Origin of the sequence: Aeromicrobium endophyticum (assembly GCF_003586285.1) — a bacterium.
GTDB lineage: Bacteria > Actinomycetota > Actinomycetes > Propionibacteriales > Nocardioidaceae > Aeromicrobium > Aeromicrobium endophyticum.
Window position 1 is genome coordinate 1,083,368 of sequence record NZ_QUBR01000002.1, and the last position, 18,104, is coordinate 1,101,471.

General features: G+C 72.2%; 19 protein-coding genes. 6 read left to right on the forward strand and 13 right to left on the reverse strand.

What is annotated here, in order from left to right; genetic code table 11:
- Positions 1-24 precede the first annotated feature (24 nt).
- The gene (locus DX116_RS15815; protein ID WP_119705172.1) at positions 25-981 is read right to left on the reverse strand and encodes a thiamine-phosphate kinase; all 957 of its coding nucleotides are present in this window, start codon (positions 979-981) and stop codon (positions 25-27) included.
- 89 nt (positions 982-1,070) lie between these two features.
- Here DX116_RS15815 and DX116_RS15820 point away from each other — a divergent pair, with 89 nt between their 5' ends.
- Both DX116_RS15820 and DX116_RS15825 read left to right on the forward strand, forming a co-directional pair.
- Positions 1,071-1,307, forward strand: a complete 237-nt coding sequence (locus tag DX116_RS15820) for an Lrp/AsnC family transcriptional regulator (protein WP_119705173.1) — start codon at positions 1,071-1,073, stop codon at positions 1,305-1,307.
- A complete protein-coding gene (locus tag DX116_RS15825; RefSeq protein ID WP_119705174.1) occupies positions 1,286-1,741 on the forward strand; it encodes a DUF3515 domain-containing protein in 456 nt (151 codons plus the stop codon). Before DX116_RS15820 ends, DX116_RS15825 begins: the two co-directional genes overlap by 22 nt.
- Positions 1,742-1,750: 9 nt before the next feature.
- Here DX116_RS15825 and DX116_RS15830 read toward each other — a convergent pair whose 3' ends face one another.
- Positions 1,751-2,818 (reverse strand): D-alanine--D-alanine ligase family protein, encoded by a 1,068-nt coding sequence (locus DX116_RS15830; protein ID WP_119705175.1) that lies wholly within the window; start codon positions 2,816-2,818, stop codon positions 1,751-1,753.
- Positions 2,819-2,854: 36 nt separating this feature from the next.
- Here DX116_RS15830 and DX116_RS15835 point away from each other — a divergent pair, with 36 nt between their 5' ends.
- Positions 2,855-3,922, forward strand: coding sequence for a trans-sulfuration enzyme family protein (locus DX116_RS15835; RefSeq protein WP_119705176.1), 1,068 nt, complete (start codon positions 2,855-2,857; stop codon positions 3,920-3,922).
- Between the two features lie 2 nt (positions 3,923-3,924).
- Here DX116_RS15835 and DX116_RS15840 read toward each other — a convergent pair whose 3' ends face one another.
- Entirely contained in the window at positions 3,925-4,926 is a 1,002-nt protein-coding gene (locus DX116_RS15840) for an NAD(P)H-dependent glycerol-3-phosphate dehydrogenase (protein WP_119705177.1), read from the reverse strand.
- Between the two features lie 38 nt (positions 4,927-4,964).
- Positions 4,965-5,693, reverse strand: a complete 729-nt coding sequence (locus tag DX116_RS15845) for a lysophospholipid acyltransferase family protein (RefSeq protein ID WP_119705178.1) — start codon at positions 5,691-5,693, stop codon at positions 4,965-4,967.
- A 43-nt stretch (positions 5,694-5,736) separates the two neighbouring features.
- Here DX116_RS15845 and DX116_RS15850 point away from each other — a divergent pair, with 43 nt between their 5' ends.
- Positions 5,737-5,940, forward strand: coding sequence for a cold-shock protein (locus DX116_RS15850; protein WP_119705179.1), 204 nt, complete (start codon positions 5,737-5,739; stop codon positions 5,938-5,940).
- 8 nt (positions 5,941-5,948) lie between these two features.
- Here the strand turns inward: DX116_RS15850 and leuD are convergent, their stop codons facing one another.
- On the reverse strand, positions 5,949-6,548 hold the full coding sequence (leuD, locus tag DX116_RS15855) for a 3-isopropylmalate dehydratase small subunit (protein WP_119705180.1): 600 nt from the start codon (positions 6,546-6,548) through the stop codon (positions 5,949-5,951).
- A gap of 2 nt (positions 6,549-6,550) precedes the next feature.
- Positions 6,551-7,972, reverse strand: coding sequence for a 3-isopropylmalate dehydratase large subunit (gene leuC / locus DX116_RS15860; protein ID WP_119705181.1), 1,422 nt, complete (start codon positions 7,970-7,972; stop codon positions 6,551-6,553).
- Positions 7,973-8,027: 55 nt separating this feature from the next.
- On the opposite strand from leuC, the gene DX116_RS15865 reads away from it, so the two are divergent.
- Positions 8,028-8,744 carry an IclR family transcriptional regulator gene (locus tag DX116_RS15865; protein ID WP_056607493.1) on the forward strand — a complete coding sequence of 239 codons (717 nt, stop codon included), beginning with the start codon at positions 8,028-8,030 and terminating at the stop codon, positions 8,742-8,744.
- A 19-nt stretch (positions 8,745-8,763) separates the two neighbouring features.
- Here DX116_RS15865 and DX116_RS15870 read toward each other — a convergent pair whose 3' ends face one another.
- The 5 genes from DX116_RS15870 to DX116_RS15890 form a co-directional block, all read right to left on the reverse strand.
- On the reverse strand, positions 8,764-9,204 hold the full coding sequence (locus tag DX116_RS15870; RefSeq protein WP_119705182.1) for a hypothetical protein: 441 nt from the start codon (positions 9,202-9,204) through the stop codon (positions 8,764-8,766).
- A gap of 59 nt (positions 9,205-9,263) precedes the next feature.
- Positions 9,264-9,782: a Rho termination factor N-terminal domain-containing protein gene (locus DX116_RS15875; RefSeq protein ID WP_119705183.1), complete on the reverse strand. Its 519-nt coding sequence runs from the start codon at positions 9,780-9,782 to the stop codon at positions 9,264-9,266.
- A 60-nt stretch (positions 9,783-9,842) separates the two neighbouring features.
- A complete protein-coding gene (locus tag DX116_RS15880; RefSeq protein ID WP_147393687.1) occupies positions 9,843-10,340 on the reverse strand; it encodes a hypothetical protein in 498 nt (165 codons plus the stop codon).
- An 83-nt stretch (positions 10,341-10,423) separates the two neighbouring features.
- Positions 10,424-10,888, reverse strand: coding sequence for a methylated-DNA--[protein]-cysteine S-methyltransferase (locus DX116_RS15885; RefSeq protein ID WP_119705185.1), 465 nt, complete (start codon positions 10,886-10,888; stop codon positions 10,424-10,426).
- On the reverse strand, positions 10,885-12,330 hold the full coding sequence (locus tag DX116_RS15890; RefSeq protein ID WP_119705186.1) for an AlkA N-terminal domain-containing protein: 1,446 nt from the start codon (positions 12,328-12,330) through the stop codon (positions 10,885-10,887). The genes DX116_RS15885 and DX116_RS15890 overlap by 4 nt, the downstream gene beginning before the upstream one ends.
- A gap of 92 nt (positions 12,331-12,422) precedes the next feature.
- Here DX116_RS15890 and DX116_RS15895 point away from each other — a divergent pair, with 92 nt between their 5' ends.
- The gene (locus tag DX116_RS15895; protein ID WP_147393688.1) at positions 12,423-12,857 is read left to right on the forward strand and encodes a 4'-phosphopantetheinyl transferase family protein; all 435 of its coding nucleotides are present in this window, start codon (positions 12,423-12,425) and stop codon (positions 12,855-12,857) included.
- Positions 12,858-12,875: 18 nt separating this feature from the next.
- Here the strand turns inward: DX116_RS15895 and DX116_RS15900 are convergent, their stop codons facing one another.
- Together DX116_RS15900 and DX116_RS15905 are read right to left on the reverse strand one after the other, a co-directional pair.
- Positions 12,876-14,201, reverse strand: coding sequence for a M1 family metallopeptidase (locus DX116_RS15900; protein ID WP_119705681.1), 1,326 nt, complete (start codon positions 14,199-14,201; stop codon positions 12,876-12,878).
- Positions 14,198-18,064, reverse strand: a complete 3,867-nt coding sequence (locus DX116_RS15905) for a Pls/PosA family non-ribosomal peptide synthetase (protein ID WP_119705682.1) — start codon at positions 18,062-18,064, stop codon at positions 14,198-14,200. Before DX116_RS15905 ends, DX116_RS15900 begins: the two co-directional genes overlap by 4 nt.
- Between the last annotated feature and the right edge of the window lie 40 nt (positions 18,065-18,104).

Below are 18,104 nucleotides of genomic sequence, written 5' to 3' on the forward strand. Positions count from 1 at the left end.
CTCGCTCGCTGCGCTCGCTCGGTCTCAGCGGAAGTGCTGGTGGCCCTCGGGGCCGTCGTACGTCTGGCCGTCGACCGTGACGCCCGTGCCGTGCCCGACGCGGCCCACCGTGGTCCAGCCCGACGGCACGGCCGTCTCGGAGCCGAAGGTGGCCACCAGCGCGTACGAGTCGCCGCCCGTCAGGACGAAGTCGAGGGCGCGCCGGCCGAGGGCCTCGCCCACCGTCGCGACGGCCTCGGGCACCGCGAAGGCCGTCGAGTCGAGATCGATCGCGACACCGCTCGCCTCGGCCACGTGACCGAGGTCGGCGAGGAATCCGTCGCTGACGTCGGTCATCGCCGTCGCGCCGGCGCCGGCTGCCTGGGGCCCGGCGGCGTACGGCGGGTGCGGCACCTTGTGCGCCTCGACGGCGGCCTTGGGTGAGCGGAAGCCGCGGCTGAGCGCCGCGAATCCGGCTGCTGCGAGGCCGAGGTCTCCGGCGTAGGCCACGACGTCGCCCGGCTTCGCCCCCGATCGCCGCACCGGACGGGCGGCGTCACCCATGGCCGTCACGGCGATCACGATCTCGTCGGACGCCGTCACGTCGCCGCCGACGATGTGCGCCCCGACGTGCGCGCACTCGGTCTCGAAGCCGCGCACCATCTCGAGCGCCCACTCGACCGGCAGGTCGGCCGGTGCGCCGAAGCCCACCGTCAGGGCCGTCGCGACCCCGCCCATCGCGTTGATGTCCGACAGGTTCGAGGCCGCTGCCTTGCGACCCACCTCGCGCGCCGACGACCAGTCGCGCCGGAAGTGCCGTCCCTCGATCAGCAGATCGGTGGAGACCACGAACGTCCCGTCGTTGGTCGAGACGTGCGCCGCGTCGTCGCCGGGGCCCAGCAGGACGTGCCGGTTGTCGCCGATCTGTGCGCGCACCTGGTCGATCAGCCCGAACTCCCCGAGGTCGCCGATCGTTGGTCCGTCCGAGGCCTGAGAAGTCATGGCGTCATCTTCTCGCAGCCCCGGACAGGGCCGTCGCCGGGATCCGGTAGCGTGGCACAGTCCCATCAGTTCGTGAAGGAGCCCAGCAGATGGCCGTTCAGGCTTACATCCTCGTCCAGACCGAGGTCGGCAAGGCTGCCGACGTCGCCTCGGCGATCGGTGCCATCGAGGGCGTCACGCTCGCCGAGGACGTCACCGGGCCCTACGACGTCATCGTGAGGGCCGAGGGCCCCAGCATGGACGAGCTCGGCACCCTGGTGGTCTCGCGCATCCAGTCCGTCGAGGGCATCACCCGCACGCTGACGTGCCCCGTCGTCCGCATCTGACGCTCAGGCTGGTCCTGGCGCCGCTCCTGCTGCTCGCGGCGTGCAGCCCGGGCCTCGGCGTCGACGCCTACCCCACCAAGCCCGGCAGCGAGGTCGACTGCAAGGCCCTGTTCGCCGACTCGCCGCGCAAGGTCGGCGGTCAGGACAGCATCCTGGTCAAGGACGACAACGCCGTCGCCTGGGGCGCGCCGCCCATCATCATGCGCTGCGGGGTCGAGGTGCCCGACGGCTACACGCCGACGTCGGAGTGCTACCCCGTCGACGATCTGTGCTGGTACCCGCAGAAGACCAACGACGGCTACCTGTTCACCGTCACCGACCGTGAGCTGTTCGTCAGCCTCGAGGTGCCCGAGGACTACCAGCCGTACTCGGACGCGCTGGGCGACGTCGGCGACGCCGTCAAGAAGCACGACCCGCCCAAGCCGCCCGCCTAGGCCAGGCGCCTAGCGCAGCCCCGTGTCGCGTCGCAGCGCCAGCTGGAGCAGCCGGTCGACCAGCTCGGCGTACGGGATGCCGCTGGCCTGCCACAGCACCGGGAACATCGAGTACGGCGTGAACCCCGGCATCGTGTTGATCTCGTTGATCACCAGGCCCTCGTCGGTCCAGAAGAAGTCGACCCGTGCGAGCCCCTCGCAGCCGACCGCCTCGAACGCCTGCACGGCATACGTGCGGATGCGCTCGCTCAACGTGACCGGGACGTCGGCCGGGACGACGTTGACGCTGGTGCCGTCGAGGTACTTGGCCTCGAAGTCGTAGAAGTCGTGGCCCGCGTCGCCCGCCACCGTGATCTCGCCGACGACGCTCGCCAGCGGCTTGCCGTCGGGCTGCTGGATCACGGCGCACTCGAGCTCGCGCTTGCCCCGCGCGGCCGACTCGACCATGACCTTGGGGTCGAACTCGCGGGCCTTCTCGACGGCGCCGGCGAGCTCGTCCCAGGTCTGCACCATCATGACGCCCGAGCTGGAGCCGGCACGGGCCGGCTTGACGAACACCGGCAGGCCGAGCGCCCGGATGCGATCCTCGACGCGGGCACGATCGTCGTTCCACTCCCACGGGCGGATCGTGACGTACGGCAGCTGCGGGAGCCCGGCCGCAGAGAAGACCGTCTTGGTGAACGGCTTGTCCATGCTGACGGCGCTGGCGAGCACCCCGGCGCCGACGTAGCGGACGTCGGCCATCTCGAGCAGCCCCTGCACCGTGCCGTCCTCGCCCCACGGGCCGTGCAGCAGCGGCAGCACCGCGTCGACGTCGCGCAGACGCTCCCACACGAACGGAGGCAGGTCGGGGCGCACCGACGGCAGCGTGCCGGGGGCGACGTCGTCCCACACGGCGGTCTCCTCGACCCACTCGCCGTCGCGGGTGATGCCGACGGGCTGCACGTCGTAGCGCTCGGTGTCGATGGCCGCCAGCACCTCGCGGGCGGTCAGGCACGACACGCCGTGCTCGCTCGAGCGTCCGCCGAAGACGACGGCGATGCGGGGCTTGCCGGAGGCACGGGTGACGAGGCTCATGGTCGTGAACGATATCGGTCAGGGCACAATGGCCTGATGCATGGACACGAACTGTCGCCCTCGACCATCGCGGTCGCAGCCGGCCGTCCGGACCGCGTTCCGGGGGGTCCACTCAACGCTCCCATCACGCTGGCGAGCGCCCTCGTGCCCGGCGGCGGCTCCGAGTACGGACGCCAGGGAAACCCGACCTGGGCGCCGTTCGAGACCGTGCTGGGCGCACTCGAGGGCGGACGCGCCCTGGCGTTCTCGTCGGGCGTCGCGGCCTCGGCCGCGCTGTTCGACCTGGTGCCGACGGGCGCGGTCGTGGTCGCCCCACGGGGGGCCTACTACGGCACCGTCGTGCAGCTGGTCGAGCGCGACCGTCGCGGCCAGATCCAGCTCCGTCTCGTCGACATCGACGACACCGCCCAGGTGATCGCCGCGTGCGAGGGCGCCGCCCTGCTGTGGATCGAGTCGCCGACCAACCCGGCCCTCGAGATCGCCGACATCGAGACCATCGCCCACGCCGCCACCCAGGCCGGTGCAGCGGTCGCGGTCGACAACACCTTCGCCACTCCCCTGCGCCAGAAGCCGCTCGAGCTGGGCGCCGACTTCTCCGTGCACTCGGCGTCCAAGCTGCTGTCGGGGCACAGCGACGTCATCCTCGGTGCGATCGTCACGGCCGACGACCGGGCCCACGCGGCGCTCGAGAAGCGTCGCACGGTGCTCGGGGCCATCCCGGGGGCCATGGAGACCTGGCTGGCCGTGCGCGGCATGCGCACGCTGCACGTCCGCCTCGACCGCGCCGAGGCCAATGCCACCGAGCTGCACCGCCGGCTCTCGGCGTCCCGCCACGTCGCCTACAGCCGCTACCCCGGCTTCGGCACGATCATCTCCTTCGAGGTCACGGGCGGTGCCGCCGCCGCGCAGAAGATGACCGAGCAGAGCGACGTCATCACCTACGCCACGAGCCTCGGCGGCGTCGAGTCGACGTGGGAGCGCCGACGACGCCACCCCGGCGAGCCGGAGTCGGTGCCCGAAGGCCTCATCCGCCTCTCGGTGGGCATCGAGGACGTCGAGGACCTCTGGATCGACATCCAGAACGTGCTGGCCGCCGTCGTCTGACGTCAGACGGTCTCGGGCTTCGCCGTGCGCGAGATCAGCCGCTGCACGAGCTCGTCGGGGGTCATCTCGCCGGCGATGAGGGCCGCGACGTGCTCGACGATGGGCATCTCGATGCCGTTGAGCTTGGCCAGCTCGCTGACCGACCGGCACGACTTGACGCCCTCGGCCACCTGCCGGGTCTGCGCCGTCACCTGCTCGACGCTCATGCCGGCGCCCAGCTTCTCGCCGAAGGTCCGGTTGCGCGACAGGGGCGACGAGCACGTCGCGACGAGGTCGCCCATGCCGGCCAGGCCCATGAACGTCACGGGGTCGGCGCCGATCGCCGCACCCAGGCGCGCGGTCTCGGCGAGGCCGCGCGTGATGACCGAGGCCTTGGTGTTGTCGCCGAAGCCCAGGCCGACGCACACGCCGACGGCCAGGCCGATGATGTTCTTGGCCGTGCCGGCCAGCTCGCAGCCCACGACGTCGGTCATCGAGTAGGGGCGGAAGGCCGCCGAGTGGCACAGCTTCTGCAGACGCTCGGCAACCGCCTGGTCGGCACAGGCCACGACGCTGGCGGCCGGCTCGCGATCGGCGATCTCACGCGCCAGGTTGGGGCCCGACACCACGGCGATGCGCTCGGGGCCGGCCCCCGTGACCTCGGCGATGACCTCGCTCATGCGCAGGTGCGTGCCCAGCTCGATGCCCTTCATGAGGCTCACCATGACGGCGTCGCCCGGGATGTGGGGCCCCCACGACTCGAGGTTGGACCGCAGCTGCTGCGACGGCACCGCCAGCACCACGACCTCGGCCCCCGCCAGCGCCTCGTGGGCGTCGGGCGTGGCCGAGACGGCGTCGGGCAGCACGACGCCCTCGAGGTAGTCGGCGTTCTGGTGGGTGGCGTTGATCGCGTCGCACAGCTCGGGCCGGCGTCCCCAGAGGCGGACGTCGTTGCCGGCGTCGGCCAGCACCAGGGCGAAGGCGGTCCCCCAGGAACCGGCTCCCATCACAGCGATCTGCGCCATTGGCTTCCCATCTGTCTGCGTGTGCTCGGAGTCTGCCGTCAGGGCTTGTAGTTGCTCTTGGGCCTGCTCAGCGAGTGCACGTCGATCCTCGGCGTCGTCGGCAGCTCGCCGCGCACCTCGGCCATCATGGCAGTCAGGGCGTCCATCAGCCGGGTGGTGGCCGTGTCGAGGAGCTGCTCGGTGAGCTCCTGACCCTCGAGGTCGGACAGGTCGACCGGGTCGCCGACCCGCACGTGGATCGTCGTGCGCGGGAACAGCCGCGGCTTCTTGCTGTATGGCCACAGGATCTGCTGCGGCCCCCACTGCATGACGGGCACGAGCGGTCGGCCCGTCGCCAGCGCGACGCGCACCGCCCCCGTGCGTCCGGTCATGGGCCACGCGGCGGGATCGCGCGTGATGGTGCCCTCGGGGTAGATCGTGACGACGCTGCCGCCCTCGACGGCGTCGATCGCGGCCCGCAGCGACTCCGCCGCGCCGGCGGTGCTGCGGTAGACCGGGATCTGCTCGGCGTTGCGCAGGATCCGCCCGCCGACCGGCAGCGTCATCAGCGTGTCCTTGGCGAGGAAGCGCGGCGAGATGCCCTGGTCGACCATGAAGTGCGAGATCAGGAACGGGTCGAGGTGCGAGATGTGGTTGGGCGCCAGCACGAAGCCGCCCGCGGGCAGCTTCTCCTGGCCCTGCCAGTCGCGCTTGGTCAGCACCATCAGCAACGGCCTGATGAACAGCACGATGAGGCGCATGGTCCTCGGGAAGGGGCGTCGCTCCATGGCGTCGAGCCTAGACGGTGAGGGGCGCGGCTAGGCTCGGACCATGCAGGGCACCGTGGCGACCTTCGACGAGACCTCGCGCACCGGCGACCTGCTGACCGACGACGGGCGCCGTCTCGACTACTCCGCCGAGGCGCTCGCCGACCACGTCCGCCTGCTGCGGGTCGGCCAGCGCGTCTTCGTCGAGACCGACCCCGCGACGCACGCCGTCACCCGCATCGCCATCTGGCACGACTCCCCCCGCTGACGCCTGGGTCAGAGGGTGACGGGCTTGTAGGCCGGACGCGCAGCCTCGTACGTGACGATGTCCTCTTCGTGGCTGAGGGTGATGCCGACGTCGTCGAGGCCCTCGAGCAGGCGCCAGCGCGTGTAGTCGTCGATCGTGAACGAGTCCTCGATCGCGTCGACGCCCTCGCCGGCACGCACCGTGCGGTTGACCAGGTCGAGCGAGACCGTGGCGCCCGGGTTGGCATCGAGGTGGTCCCACAGGCGCTGCACGACCTTGTCGTCGACCTGGGCCGCCAGCAGGCCCGACTTGCCGGAGTTGCCGCGGAAGATGTCGGCGAAGCGCGGCGAGACGACGACCTTGAAGCCGAAGTTCTGCAGCGCCCACACGGCGTGCTCGCGCGACGAGCCGGTGCCGAAGTCGGGGCCGGCGACCAGCACGGTCGCGTCGGCGTACACGGGACGGTTGAGGACGAACTCGGGGTCCTTGCGCCAGGCCTCGAAGAGCCCGTCCTCGAAGCCGTCGCGGGTGACCTTCTTGAGCCAGTGCGCCGGGATGATCTGGTCGGTGTCGACGTTGCTGCGGCGCAGCGGCACGGCGACGCCGGTGTGGGTCGTGAACTTCTCCATGGTCAGGCTCCTGCCTTCTCGAGCTGCACGAGGTCGGCGGGCCCGGCGAGGTGGCCGAGGATGCCCGTCGCCACCGCGACGTCCGGCGACACCAGGTGCGTGCGACCGCCCTTGCCCTGGCGTCCCTCGAAGTTGCGGTTGGACGTCGACGCGGCCCGCTCGCCGACCATGAGCTGGTCGGGGTTCATGCCGAGGCACATCGAGCAGCCCGCCCCGCGCCACTCGGCTCCGGCCTCCTTGAAGATGACGTCGAGGCCCTCCTGCTCGGCCTGCAGGCGCACGCGCACCGAACCCGGCACCACCAGGATGCGGGTGTCGTCGGCCACCTTGTGGCCCTTCATGAGCGAGGCGGCGACGCGCAGGTCCTCGATGCGTCCGTTGGTGCACGAGCCGATGAAGACCGTGTCGACCTTGATGTCCTTCATCGGCGTGCCGGCGGTGAGCCCCATGTACGTCAGGGCGTTCTCGGCGGCGATGCGCTCGTTGTCGTCCTCGAACGAGGCCGGGTCGGGGACGTTGCCCGACAGCGGCACGCCCTGGCCGGGGTTGGTGCCCCACGTGACGAACGGCGTGATGGTCGAGGCGTCGATCGTGATGACCTTGTCGAACTCGGCGTCATCGTCGGTCACGAGGCTGTCCCAGTGCGCCACGGCGGCGTCCCAGTCGGCACCGGTCGGCGCGGACGGACGCCCCCTGAGGTAGTCGTAGGTGACCTGGTCGGGGGCGATGAGTCCGGCCTTGGCGCCCCACTCGATCGACATGTTGCAGATCGTCATGCGGGCCTCCATCGAGAGCGCCCGGATCGCGTCGCCGCGGTATTCCACGATGTAGCCCTGGCCGCCACCCGTGGTCTCCTGCGTGATGAGCGCGAGGATGAGGTCCTTGGCGGTCGATCCCGCGGGGAGGTCGCCGACGACCTCGACGGCCATCATCTTGGGACGCGCCTGCGACAGCGACTGCGTGGCGAGCACGTGCTCGACCTCGGAGGTGCCGATGCCGAAGGCGATCGAGCCGAAGGCACCGTGCGTGGCGGTGTGCGAGTCGCCGCACACGATCGTCATGCCGGGCTGCGTCAGGCCGAGCTGCGGGCCGACGACGTGGACGATGCCCTGGTCGATGTCGCCCATGGGGTGCAGGCGGACGCCGAACTCCTCGCAGTTGCGGCGCAGCGTCTCGACCTGCGTGCGCGACACCAGGTCGGCGATCGGCTTGTCGAGATCGGTCGTCGGGATGTTGTGGTCCTCGGTCGCGATCGTCAGGTCGGGACGGCGCACGGAGCGCCCCGCGAGGCGGAGGCCGTCGAAGGCCTGAGGGCTGGTGACCTCGTGGATGAGGTGAAGATCGATGTAGAGCAGGTCGGGCTCACCCTCGTGGCTCCGGACGACGTGCTCGTCCCAGACCTTCTCGGCCAGTGTCCTGCCCATGGTGCTCTCCTCGCGCTCACTTGCGTCTCACAATGCGATACGGCAGTATCAACTCATGGACAACTCTAGCGGAGTCGGCGTTCTCGACAAAGCGGCGATGGTGCTGGCAGCGCTCGAGCCCGGCCCGGCGACGCTGGCCGGTCTGGTGGCCAGCACGGGCCTGGCCCGCCCGACCGCGCACCGCCTCGCGGTGGCGCTCGAGCACCACCGACTCGTCGCGCGCGACATGCAGGGACGCTTCATCCTCGGCCCCCGCCTCGGCGAGCTCGCCGCGGCCGCCGGCGAGGACCGGCTGCTGGCCGCCGCCGGCCCGGTGCTGGCCCGCCTGCGCGACATCACGGGCGAGTCGGCCCAGCTGTTCCGGCGCCAGGGCGACTTCCGCGTGTGCGTCGCGGCCGCCGATCGTCCGACGGGTCTGCGCGACTCGATCCCCGTCGGCGGGCAGCTGACCATGGCAGCCGGCTCGGCCGCCCAGATCCTGCTGTCGTGGGAGGACCCCGAGCGCATGAACAAGGGACTGCTCAAGGCGACGTTCTCGGCCGCCGAGCTGTCGGCCGTGCGGCGGCGCGGATGGGCCCAGAGCGTCGGTGAGCGCGAGAACGGCGTCGGCTCGGTGTCTGCACCGGTGCGCTCCCCCTCCGGCAAGGTCGTCGCCGCGGTGTCGGTGTCGGGCCCGCTCGAGCGGCTGACCCGCCAGCCCGGACGCATGCACGCCCCGGCCGTGGTCGCCGCCGCCGAGCGGCTGTCGCAGAGCCTGCGCCGCTCGTCCTGATCCGGCCGGCCGGATGCCGCTAGGCGGCGAGGTCGTCGGGAGCCGCGATGCGGACCCGCTCGTCATTGGCAAGGAATACCGGCCAGACGTCGATCGGCGCCCGACGGCCGGCACCATCGAGCTCGCGGGCCCACTCTCGATCGTCCGCGCGACGGTCGTCGGGGCCCGGACGCGCGTACATCATCGCGACCGAGCCGCCGGGCACGCTGTCGACCACGACGGTGGTGAGCACGTCGACCAGGTTGACGACCGTGGCGGCGTCGGGCTGCTCGGGGCAGTCCTCGATCTTCAGGAAGATCGAGGTCCACTCGCCCAGCGGGCCGAACACCACGCACCACAGCTGTGGACGGCTGAAGCCCCACCGGCCCTTCAACGACCGCCAGAAGCGGTCGAGGTCGGAGACGGCGCGGGTCGGCGGCAGCTCGTCGGGCGGCAGGAGCGGAGGGACGTCGTCGGTCATGCTCCGAGCCTGGCGCCCGGCGGCACGGCCGTCGAACGGCCGTCCACAGGCTGCGTCGGTCAGGCCAGGGCGGCGATGAGCTGGTCCTTGCGCATGCGCGAGTAGCCGGGCACGCCCTGCTGGCGCGCCGCGGCCCGCAGCTGGGCCACGGTCTGCTCGGCGGGTGCCGCAGCATCGGCCGGCACGGCCGAGTCGGCCGGAGCGGCGGTCTCGACCGGGGCGGGCACCTCGGCCGCGGCCACCGGCTCGGGCGGCGCTGCGACGGCAGCGGTGGCCTTCGTGGTCTTGGCACCCTTGCTGCCCTTGCTGCCCTTGCTGCCCTTGGAGCCCTTCGCGGCCTTGGCGGCCTTCTTGATCTCGGCCTTCAGCTCGGACGTCCTCTTCTCGAGCTTCTCCTCGAGCTTGGCGACGTTCTTCTCGAGCTTCTTGATCGTCGCGCGAGCCGCGACCAGCTCGCTGTCGACCGCGGGCTTGACGTTCTTCAGCGCCTTCGGTGCCTTGGGCGGCTTGATCTTGGGAGCGGACGCGCCCTTGCGGGAGGACGTGGTCTTGCTCGCGGACTTGTTCTTGCTGGCCATGAGGCTCCTCGGCTCGGACGGATAGGAGCAGATGGTGCCACCCCAAAGTGAACAGCAGGTTCAGATCAGCACGTCGAGCAGCTGCTGCTTGCTCATCCGCGAGTAGCCCGACACGCCCTGCTCCCGTGCTGCCGACCGCAGTCGGGTGACGTTCCACGACGCCTCGGGCAGCTCGGGAGCGTCCTTGAGCGCCATCGGCTCGGCACGCGGGCGGTCGTCGGTGCCGTGGTCGGCGATCGCCTGGCGGATCTTCTTCTCGGCCTTGGCCGACGCCCGCTGGCGCGCCGCCTCCGTGGCCTCGACGAGCGCCCGCTCGGCGCGCTCGGTGACCTTCTTGACGCGCGACTTGTGCTTGGCGGCGCGGCGCTTCCAGTGGTCGACCTGGCCCTCGAGCATCTCGACCCTGGCTCGAAGGGCCGTCACCTGGGCTTCGAGCTCGTCGACCGTCGCCGTGGCGGCCGCGAGCTGCTTCTCGAGCTTGGCGCCCGAGCCCCTGCCCGAGCCCTTGCCCTTGCCGCCAGAGACCGGCGCGGTCGGGCGCGGGTGGATGTCGACCATCGTGTCCTCCGTCTGCTGTGCTGGTGGCAGCATCATGGCGGATCGAGATGAACCCTGCCGGGGTTCGACGGCATCCGGGACGATCAGAACAGCCCGGGCCGCTCGAGCTCGAGCAGCGTCCGCTTGCGATCGATGCCGCCGGCGTACCCCGTGAGCGAGCCGTCGGCCCCGATGACGCGGTGGCACGGCACGACGATCGGGATGGGGTTGGCTCCGTTGGCGGCCCCGACGGCCCGAGAGATACCGGGCTCGTAGCCGAGGCGGCGGGCGATGTCGCCGTAGCTCGCCGTCTCGCCGTACGGGATCCGCAGCAGCTCGGACCACACCTTCTTCTGGAACTCGGTGCCATCGCTGGCCAGTGGGAGGTCGAAGGCGGTGCGGTCGCCCGCGAAATACTCGACGAGCTGCTGCTCGGTGCGGTCGAGGACAGGATCGGGCGTCCGCGACCCGCGGGGCGAGGAGGCCCCGAAGCCGATCGCGGTGACGAGCCCCGCCGAGACGTGGATGCGGAGCCCGCCGATGGGCGAGTCGAGCCAGCGTGTGGTCATGACGGTGTCCTTTCGAAGGCGGCGGTGGCCCGCCACAGGTGCATGCCCGCGTAGGAGCGCCAGGGGCGCCACCGGGCGGTGTCGTCGTCGTGGAGGCCACGACGGTCGAGCTCGCGTCGCAGCACGAGATCGGTCGTGAGGAGGACGTCGGGGTGCGCGAGGGCCCGCATCACGACGTAGTCGGCGGTCCACGGCCCGATGCCGCGCATGGCCAGCAGCTGGGCGCGGACGGCGTCGCGGTCGCCGCCGGGCGACAGGTCGACGGTGCCGTCGGCGACGGCCGTCGCCAGGCCCACGATCGTGCGCGCGCGGGCGTGGGGCATGCCCATGTCGGTGGGATCGGCACCGGCGAAGGACTCGGCGGTCGGGAAGGCGTGCGTGAGCCCGAAGGCCGCCGCCAGCTCGAAGTCGACGCGCGTGCCCCGCAGCGGGACCTGCCGGCCCAGCACCGTGTTGGCCCCGGCCACCGACACCTGCTGACCGACGATCGTGCGCACGGCCACCTCGAAGCCGTCGACGTGCGACGGGACGCGCAGGCCGGGGGCCGCCGCCACGAGGTCGCGCAGCTCGGGATCGGCGGCCAGCACCGCGTCGATGGCGACCGGATCGGCATCGAGGTCGAGCATGCGGCGCACGCGTCCGATGGCGACCGCGGTGTCGCGCAGGTCGGCCAGCTCGAGCTCGCAGTCGACGTGGTCGTCGTGCAGCACCAGGGCCGCGACGCCGAGGCCGTGCGGCAGGCGCAGCACGCGGGCGTACGTCGTGCCCTCGACGGTCTCGACGCCGGGCAGGACGTGCGCGGCGAGGAAGTCGAGCAGAGAGGTGGCGTGGAAGGGCTGCCGCACGGCCAGCCGCACCGTGATGCGTCCGGTGGGCGTGGTGCGCCGGCGTCCGCGCATCTGCGTCGGCGTGAGGGCGTACGTCTGGCGCACCGAGTCGTTGAACTGTCGGACGGACGCGAAGCCCGCGGCGAAGGCGATGTCGGACATCGGCATGTCGGTGGTCTCGATCAGCACTCGGGCGGCGTGCGCGCGGTTGCTGCGGGCGATCGCGAGGGGGCCGGCACCGAGCTCGTCGGTGAGCAGGCGGGTGACGTGCCGCGAGCTGTAGCCCAGCCGATCGGCCAGGCCGTCCACCCCCTCGCGCTCGACCACCCCGTCGCCGATGAGCTGCATCGCGCGCCCCACGGCATCGGCCCGCACGTCCCACTCCGGCGAGCCGGGCGTGGTGTCGGGCCGGCAGCGCCGGCAGGCGCGGTAGCCCGCCTCCTGCGCCGAGGCGGCGGTGGGGTGGAACGTGACGTTGCCGGCCTTGGGCGTGACCGCCGGGCACGACGGACGGCAGTAGATGCCGGTGGTGGCGACAGCGGTGTAGAACACCCCGTCGAAGCGGGCGTCGCGCGCCTGCACGGCACGGAAGCAGCGCTCGTGGTCGGTGTGCATGACTCCATCATGACCGGCGCCACCGACAGGCACTGGCGGGTATCGGACATGAAGGGTGCGGGCCCTCGCGGGCGCTGTGGTAGACCGTGGTCGTGCGCATCACGTGGTTGCCCAGCGAGGACGTCCCCGCCGCCACGCTCGTGCGGCTGGTCGGCGAGCTGACCGGATCCACCGACGGCGTCAGCATCGTGCGGGCGTGCCGCGGCTGCGGCAGCGACCGGCACGGCAAGCCGCAGGTCGTGGTACCGCCGGGATCGCCCGGGGTGCACCTCAGCCTGAGCAGGTCGGGCGGACGAACCGTCGTCGCCGTGACGGATGCCGGCCCCGTCGGCGTCGACCTCGAGCGCCTGCACGCCGACACGTCGGACGACCTGGTGGCCTGGGTGCGCGCAGAGTCGCTCGTCAAGGCCACCGGCCACGGGCTCACGATCGACCCGACCACCCTCGACGTCCCGCACCGGACGCTCGACCTGGACGCCCCCGACGGCTTCGTCGCTGCCGTCACCGTCCTGACGGGGCCAGCCTGACGAAGCAGGCGCGACGGACTAGTCGCGCCGAGCAGGCAGCTCGGGCAGGACCGTGTCACGCAGCCACGGGTCGAACAGGCGTCCGACATCCGCGCCGCAGACCTCGGCTGCGACGGCCACGAACTCCTCGGTGGTCACCGAGCCGCCCGCGTAGCGCTTGGTCCAGGTGCGCACGAGGTCGAAGAAGGGGTCGTCACCGACCGTCTGGCGCAGGGCGTGCAGCAGCAGGGCCCCGCGCTTGTAGACGCGGTCGTCGAACATCAGCTCGGGGCCCGGATCTCCCAGCACGAGGTCCTGCGGCAGCTGGTCCAGCCGCTCCCAGTGCTCCTCGGCCTGCTCATCGGCGGTGGGACCGCCCGACTCCTCCGACCACAGCCACTCGGCGTAGCACGCGAATCCCTCGTGCAGCCAGATGTCGCGCCAGTGCGCCAGCGTCAGGCTGTTGCCGAACCACTGGTGCGACAGCTCGTGCGCGACGAGCCGCTGGTGCTCCCAGTCGCGGGTCATGAAGTTGGCGCCGAAGACCGACAGTCCTTGCGCCTCGAGCGGGATCTCCAGCTCGTCCTCGGTGACGACGGCCGCGTACGAGGCGAACGGATACGGCCCGAACAGCCGGACGAACAGCTCCATCATCTCGCGCTGCGACCCGAATGCCTCGACACTCTCGGACCTGGTGCCGGCGGGGAACACGGTGCGGATCGGCACGTCTCCCCCGTCGTCGACGGACTCGTAGCGGCCGATCTGGACCGTCGCCAGGTACGTCGCCATGGGGCTGCTCTCGGCGTGGCGCCACACGACGGAGCCGGCCCGACGCCGCTGGCTCTCGAGCACCCCGTTGGCGACGACGACGTAGCCGACGGGGGCGGTCAGCTCGATCTCGTAGGTCGCCTTGTTGGACGGGCGGTCGTTGCACGGGAACCACGACGGCGCACCGTGCGGCTGGGACGCGACGATGACGCCGTCGGCGAGCTCCTCCCAGCCCGCGTCGCCGTCGAGCCCCGGCATGGGCCGCGGCGAGCCCGCGTAGGCCACGACGACCGTGAACGAGGACCCCTCGGCGATCGGGGTCTTCGGACGGACCACGAGACGGTTCTTGTGGTGGGTGTACTTGGCGGCCGCGGCGCCGTCGACGGTCACCTTCGAGACGCGCAGGTGGTAGAGGTCGAGCTCGAAGCGCTCGAGGTCGCCCAGTGCCGTCGCCGTGATGACGGCCCGGCCGCTGAGCGCGTTGGACTCGACGGCGTAGGCCAGCTCGAGCGCGTAGTGGTCGACGTCGAACGAGTGGTCGCCGTGACCCGGGACGTAGGGGTCGATCGTCTGGTCGTCGTCCGCGGTCGACTTCACGAGGTGGCGTCCTCGGCCCACGGGCCGATGGGGTTGCCGATCCAGCGGGTCTTGCGCGGCACCGACTCGCCGCGCATGACCAGCGACACCGGACCGATGGTGGCGTGCGAGCCGAGGGTCGCCGCCGGGAGGATCACCCCGTGGGGTCCGAGGGTCGATCCCTTCTCGAGGGTCACGGAGTCCATGCTGAGTATCCGATCATGGAACAGGTGGGTCTGCACCACGCAGCCCCGGTTGACGGTGCTGCCGTCGCCCAGGACGATCAAGTCGGCCTCGGGCAGCCAGTACGTCTCGCACCACACGCCGCGCCCCACGCGGGCACCCAGCGTGCGCAGCCACAGGTTGAGCACCGGCGTGCCGGACGCGCTGCGGGCCACCCACGGCGCCCCGAGCATCTCGACGAAGGAGTCGGCGAGCTCGTTGCGCCACACGAAGGAGCTCCACAGCGGATGCTCCTCGGCTCGGACGCGTCCGACCAGCACCCACTTCGCACCTGCGGTGACGGCAGCGGCCACCGCGCCCACCACGATCATCACGACGCCCGACAGCAGGGCCGCCTGCCACCAGCCGAGCCGGTCGGCCACGAGCACGAGGCCGGCGACCGCCGCCAGCGCGAGCAGCGCCACGCAGACGAGCGGCACGACCCGGGCGAGCTCGATGGCGGCACGCGCGACCCGCAGTCGCCGGGCCGGCTCGAGGGTGCGCGACAGATCGGCGTCCCCCGCGGTGCGGCGCAGCTTCTGCGGCGGGCTGCCCAACCACGACGTGCCGGCCTTGGCCTTGGTGCGGCGCGGCGCCGCCGACAGCACGGCCACGAGGCCACCCTTGGGCACCTTGCGTCCGGGGGCCGTCATGCCCGAGTTGCCGACGAAGGCGTGGCGGCCGATCTTGACCTGCTCGACGCGCAGCCAGCCGCCTCCGAGCTCGTACATGCCGAGCATCGTGTCGTCGGCCAGGAACGCGCCGTCGTTGACCGTGGTGAGCGCCGGCAGCATCAGCACGGTCGAGGCCTCGACGTCGTCGCCGATGCGCGCCCCGAGGGCGCGGAGCCACCGCGGCGTCAGCGTGCTGGAGTACAGCGGGAACAGCCAGGTGCGGGCGTCGTCGAGCAGCCGGAACACCGACCACGCCTGCCAGGCCGCACGACTGTGGACGGGGTACGTCCCGCTGGTCAGCCCCGCCGACTGCAGGCGGACCACCACGACGATGCTCAGCGCGAGGGTCACGAAGGCCACGACGGCACCCAGCGGCGCAGCCAGGCCCAGCCGCAGCGCGGCGTCGCCCAGCGAGTCGGCGGGCTCGACGAGGGCGGCGACGGCGAGGCCTCCTACCACCACCGCCACGACCGGCAGCACGGAGAGCACGACCGCCGCGACGCCGTAGGCGACGGTCCAGCGCAGGTGCCGTGCCGCCCGCTCGCTGGTCTGAGGTCCTCGTGCCGGTCCGTTGCGCCGCGCCGGAGCGCCCGACCAGTACTCGCCCTCGGGCACGTCGCCGAACACGGCAGATCCCGCGCCGATCTCGGCCCGGGCGCCGACCGTGGCACCCGGCCCCAGCAGGCTGCGCACGCCGATGCGGGCGTCGGCGCCGATGCTGACGGCCCCAATGTGCAGGGTGTCGCCGTCGACCCAGTGCCCCGTGAGGTCGACCTCCGGCTCGACCGAGGCGCCTGAGGCGACCGAGAGCAGGCCCGTGATCGGCGGCAGCGAGTGCAGGTCGACGTCACGGGCCACCTGGGCGCCGAGCGCGCGCGCGTACACGCCGAGCAGCGAGGCGCCCGACAACGAGCCGGCCCGCAGCTCGTCGGCGACGTGCTCGGCGAGCCAGAGCCGCAGGTGCACCCGACCGCCGCGGGGGTGCGCCCCCGGCTCGACGCCGCGCAGCAGCAGCCGGGCAGCCAGTGCCGCGGCCGCCATCCGTCCCGGCGGCGTGACGAGCAGCAGCCACCCCACCGCGATCCACCACCACGAGACCTGCGGCAGCCACGTCCAGCCCAGCACGTCGGCCGCGAGGCGTGACCCGGCCGCGGTCCACGTGAGCCACCGCAGGCCGGTGATGGTGCGCAGCGGGACGGTCAGCAGCACCTGCGCCGCCTGCGTGCGGAGCGCCACCGGACGCACGGAGTCGTTGCGGGGCGCCTGGTCGGTCGACATCGCGTCGAGCGTCGCCGACAGCTCGGCGATGCTCGGATGCTCGTAGACGTCGGCGACCGTCACCTCGGGGAACTGCTCGCGCAGGCGACCGACCAGCTGGGCCGCGCTGAGGCTGCCGCCGCCCAGGACGAAGAAGTCGTCGGCGCGGCTCGTGACGACGGCGCCGAGCAGGTCGAGCCAGATGTCCTTGAGCCAGGCGCTGGTGCCCGTCAGCTCGGCGGCCTGGCCGGACGAGCCGATGCTCGGCAGCGGCCACGGCAGCGCGTCGCGGTCGACCTTGCCCGACGTGCGCGTGGGCATCGACTCGAGGCGTCCGAGGCGGGGCACCAGCGCCTCGGGCATCTGGCGGCGCAGGATGTCAAGGGACGCCCGCTGGTCGAAGGTCTCGTCGGTGGTGACGTAGCCGACGAGGATCTTGTTGCCCGCCTCGGTCGTGCGGATCGCCGCTGCGGCCGACACCACACCGGGCAGCCCGAGCAGGGCGCTGTCGATCTCGCCCAGCTCGATGCGGCGGCCGCCGAGCTTGATCTGCTCGTCGGCGCGGCCCGCGAACACCAGCCCGTCGGGGTCGAGGACGACGAGGTCGCCGCTGCGGTAGGCGCGGTCCCACCCCAGGCTCGGCATCGGCGCGTACTTCTCGGCGTCCTTGGCCGGGTCGAGGTAGCGCGCGAGGCCGACGCCGCCGATGATGAGCTCGCCGGTCTCCCCCGGCGCCACGTGCGCACCGTGGGCGTCGACGACGGCGAGGTCCCAGCCGGCGAGCGGCAGCCCGATGCGCACCGGCTCGCCGGGGCTCAGCTGCGCCGCGCAGGCCACGACGGTCGCCTCGGTGGGGCCGTACGTGTTCCAGACCTCGCGGTCGGGGCCGGCCAGGCGCTCGCCGATCTCGGGCGGGCACGCCTCGCCCCCGACGATCAGCAGCCGGACGTCGTCGAGCACGCCCGCGGGCCACAGCGAGACGAGGGTCGGGACGGTCGACACCACCGTGATGCCGTTGGCGATCATCCACGGGCCGAGGTCTCCCCCGCTCTTGACCAGCGACCGCGGCGCCGGCACCAGGCAGGCACCGTGGCGCCAGGCGAGCCACATCTCCTCGCAGGAGGCGTCGAAGGCGACCGACAGCCCCGCCATGACCCGGTCCCCGGGGGCCAGCGGTCGCTCGCGCAGGAACAGCGCTGCCTCGGCGTCGACGAAGGCCGCGGCGGACCGGTGCGTCACCGCGACGCCCTTGGGCTTGCCGGTCGAGCCCGACGTGAAGATGATCCACGCGTCGTCGGCGGGCGACGGGGCACCGTCGTCGGTGATCGGGGCGGACGTCCGGCGCGTGGTGACGACCAGCTGGTTGCCGACCACGGCGGCGACGTCGGCCTCCTCGAACACGGTGCGCGCGCGGGAGTCGGGGTCGTCGACGTCGACCGGCACGTAGGCGGCGCCGGCGACCATGACGCCCATGATCGCGACGTACAGGTCGATCGTCCCGGAGTCGATGCGCACGCCCACGCGGTCGCCGCGACCGACCCCGCGCTCGTGCAGCTCGGCGGCGAAGGCGTCGGCCGCCTCGCAGAACTCGACGTACGTCAGCACCGCCGAGCCGTTGTCGAGTGCCGGCGCATCGGGCGCCTCGAGGGCGCTCTGACGCACGATGTCGACCAGGGTGCGGACGGCCGGGGCACGCTGCGACTGCAGCAGCGACGAGGTCTCGACGGGCACGCCGTCAGCATGCACCAGGCCGGTGAACGACCGGTGAACG

Coding starts and splice junctions, on each gene's coding strand:
- DX116_RS15840 (WP_119705177.1), bottom strand. CDS start 4,926: ATGGCGCAGATCGCTGTGATGGGAGCCGGTTCCTGGGGGACCGCCTTC.
- DX116_RS15870 (WP_119705182.1), bottom strand. CDS start 9,204: ATGACCGACGACGTCCCTCCGCTCCTGCCGCCCGACGAGCTGCCGCCG.
- DX116_RS15815 (WP_119705172.1), bottom strand. CDS start 981: ATGACTTCTCAGGCCTCGGACGGACCAACGATCGGCGACCTCGGGGAG.
- DX116_RS15820 (WP_119705173.1), top strand. CDS start 1,071: ATGGCCGTTCAGGCTTACATCCTCGTCCAGACCGAGGTCGGCAAGGCT.
- DX116_RS15875 (WP_119705183.1), bottom strand. CDS start 9,782: ATGGCCAGCAAGAACAAGTCCGCGAGCAAGACCACGTCCTCCCGCAAG.
- leuC (WP_119705181.1), bottom strand. CDS start 7,972: ATGGGCAGGACACTGGCCGAGAAGGTCTGGGACGAGCACGTCGTCCGG.
- DX116_RS15850 (WP_119705179.1), top strand. CDS start 5,737: ATGCAGGGCACCGTGGCGACCTTCGACGAGACCTCGCGCACCGGCGAC.
- DX116_RS15880 (WP_147393687.1), bottom strand. CDS start 10,340: ATGGTCGACATCCACCCGCGCCCGACCGCGCCGGTCTCTGGCGGCAAG.
- leuD (WP_119705180.1), bottom strand. CDS start 6,548: ATGGAGAAGTTCACGACCCACACCGGCGTCGCCGTGCCGCTGCGCCGC.
- DX116_RS15845 (WP_119705178.1), bottom strand. CDS start 5,693: ATGGAGCGACGCCCCTTCCCGAGGACCATGCGCCTCATCGTGCTGTTC.
- DX116_RS15865 (WP_056607493.1), top strand. CDS start 8,028: ATGGACAACTCTAGCGGAGTCGGCGTTCTCGACAAAGCGGCGATGGTG.
- DX116_RS15890 (WP_119705186.1), bottom strand. CDS start 12,330: ATGCACACCGACCACGAGCGCTGCTTCCGTGCCGTGCAGGCGCGCGAC.
- DX116_RS15835 (WP_119705176.1), top strand. CDS start 2,855: ATGCATGGACACGAACTGTCGCCCTCGACCATCGCGGTCGCAGCCGGC.
- DX116_RS15885 (WP_119705185.1), bottom strand. CDS start 10,888: ATGACCACACGCTGGCTCGACTCGCCCATCGGCGGGCTCCGCATCCAC.
- DX116_RS15830 (WP_119705175.1), bottom strand. CDS start 2,818: ATGAGCCTCGTCACCCGTGCCTCCGGCAAGCCCCGCATCGCCGTCGTC.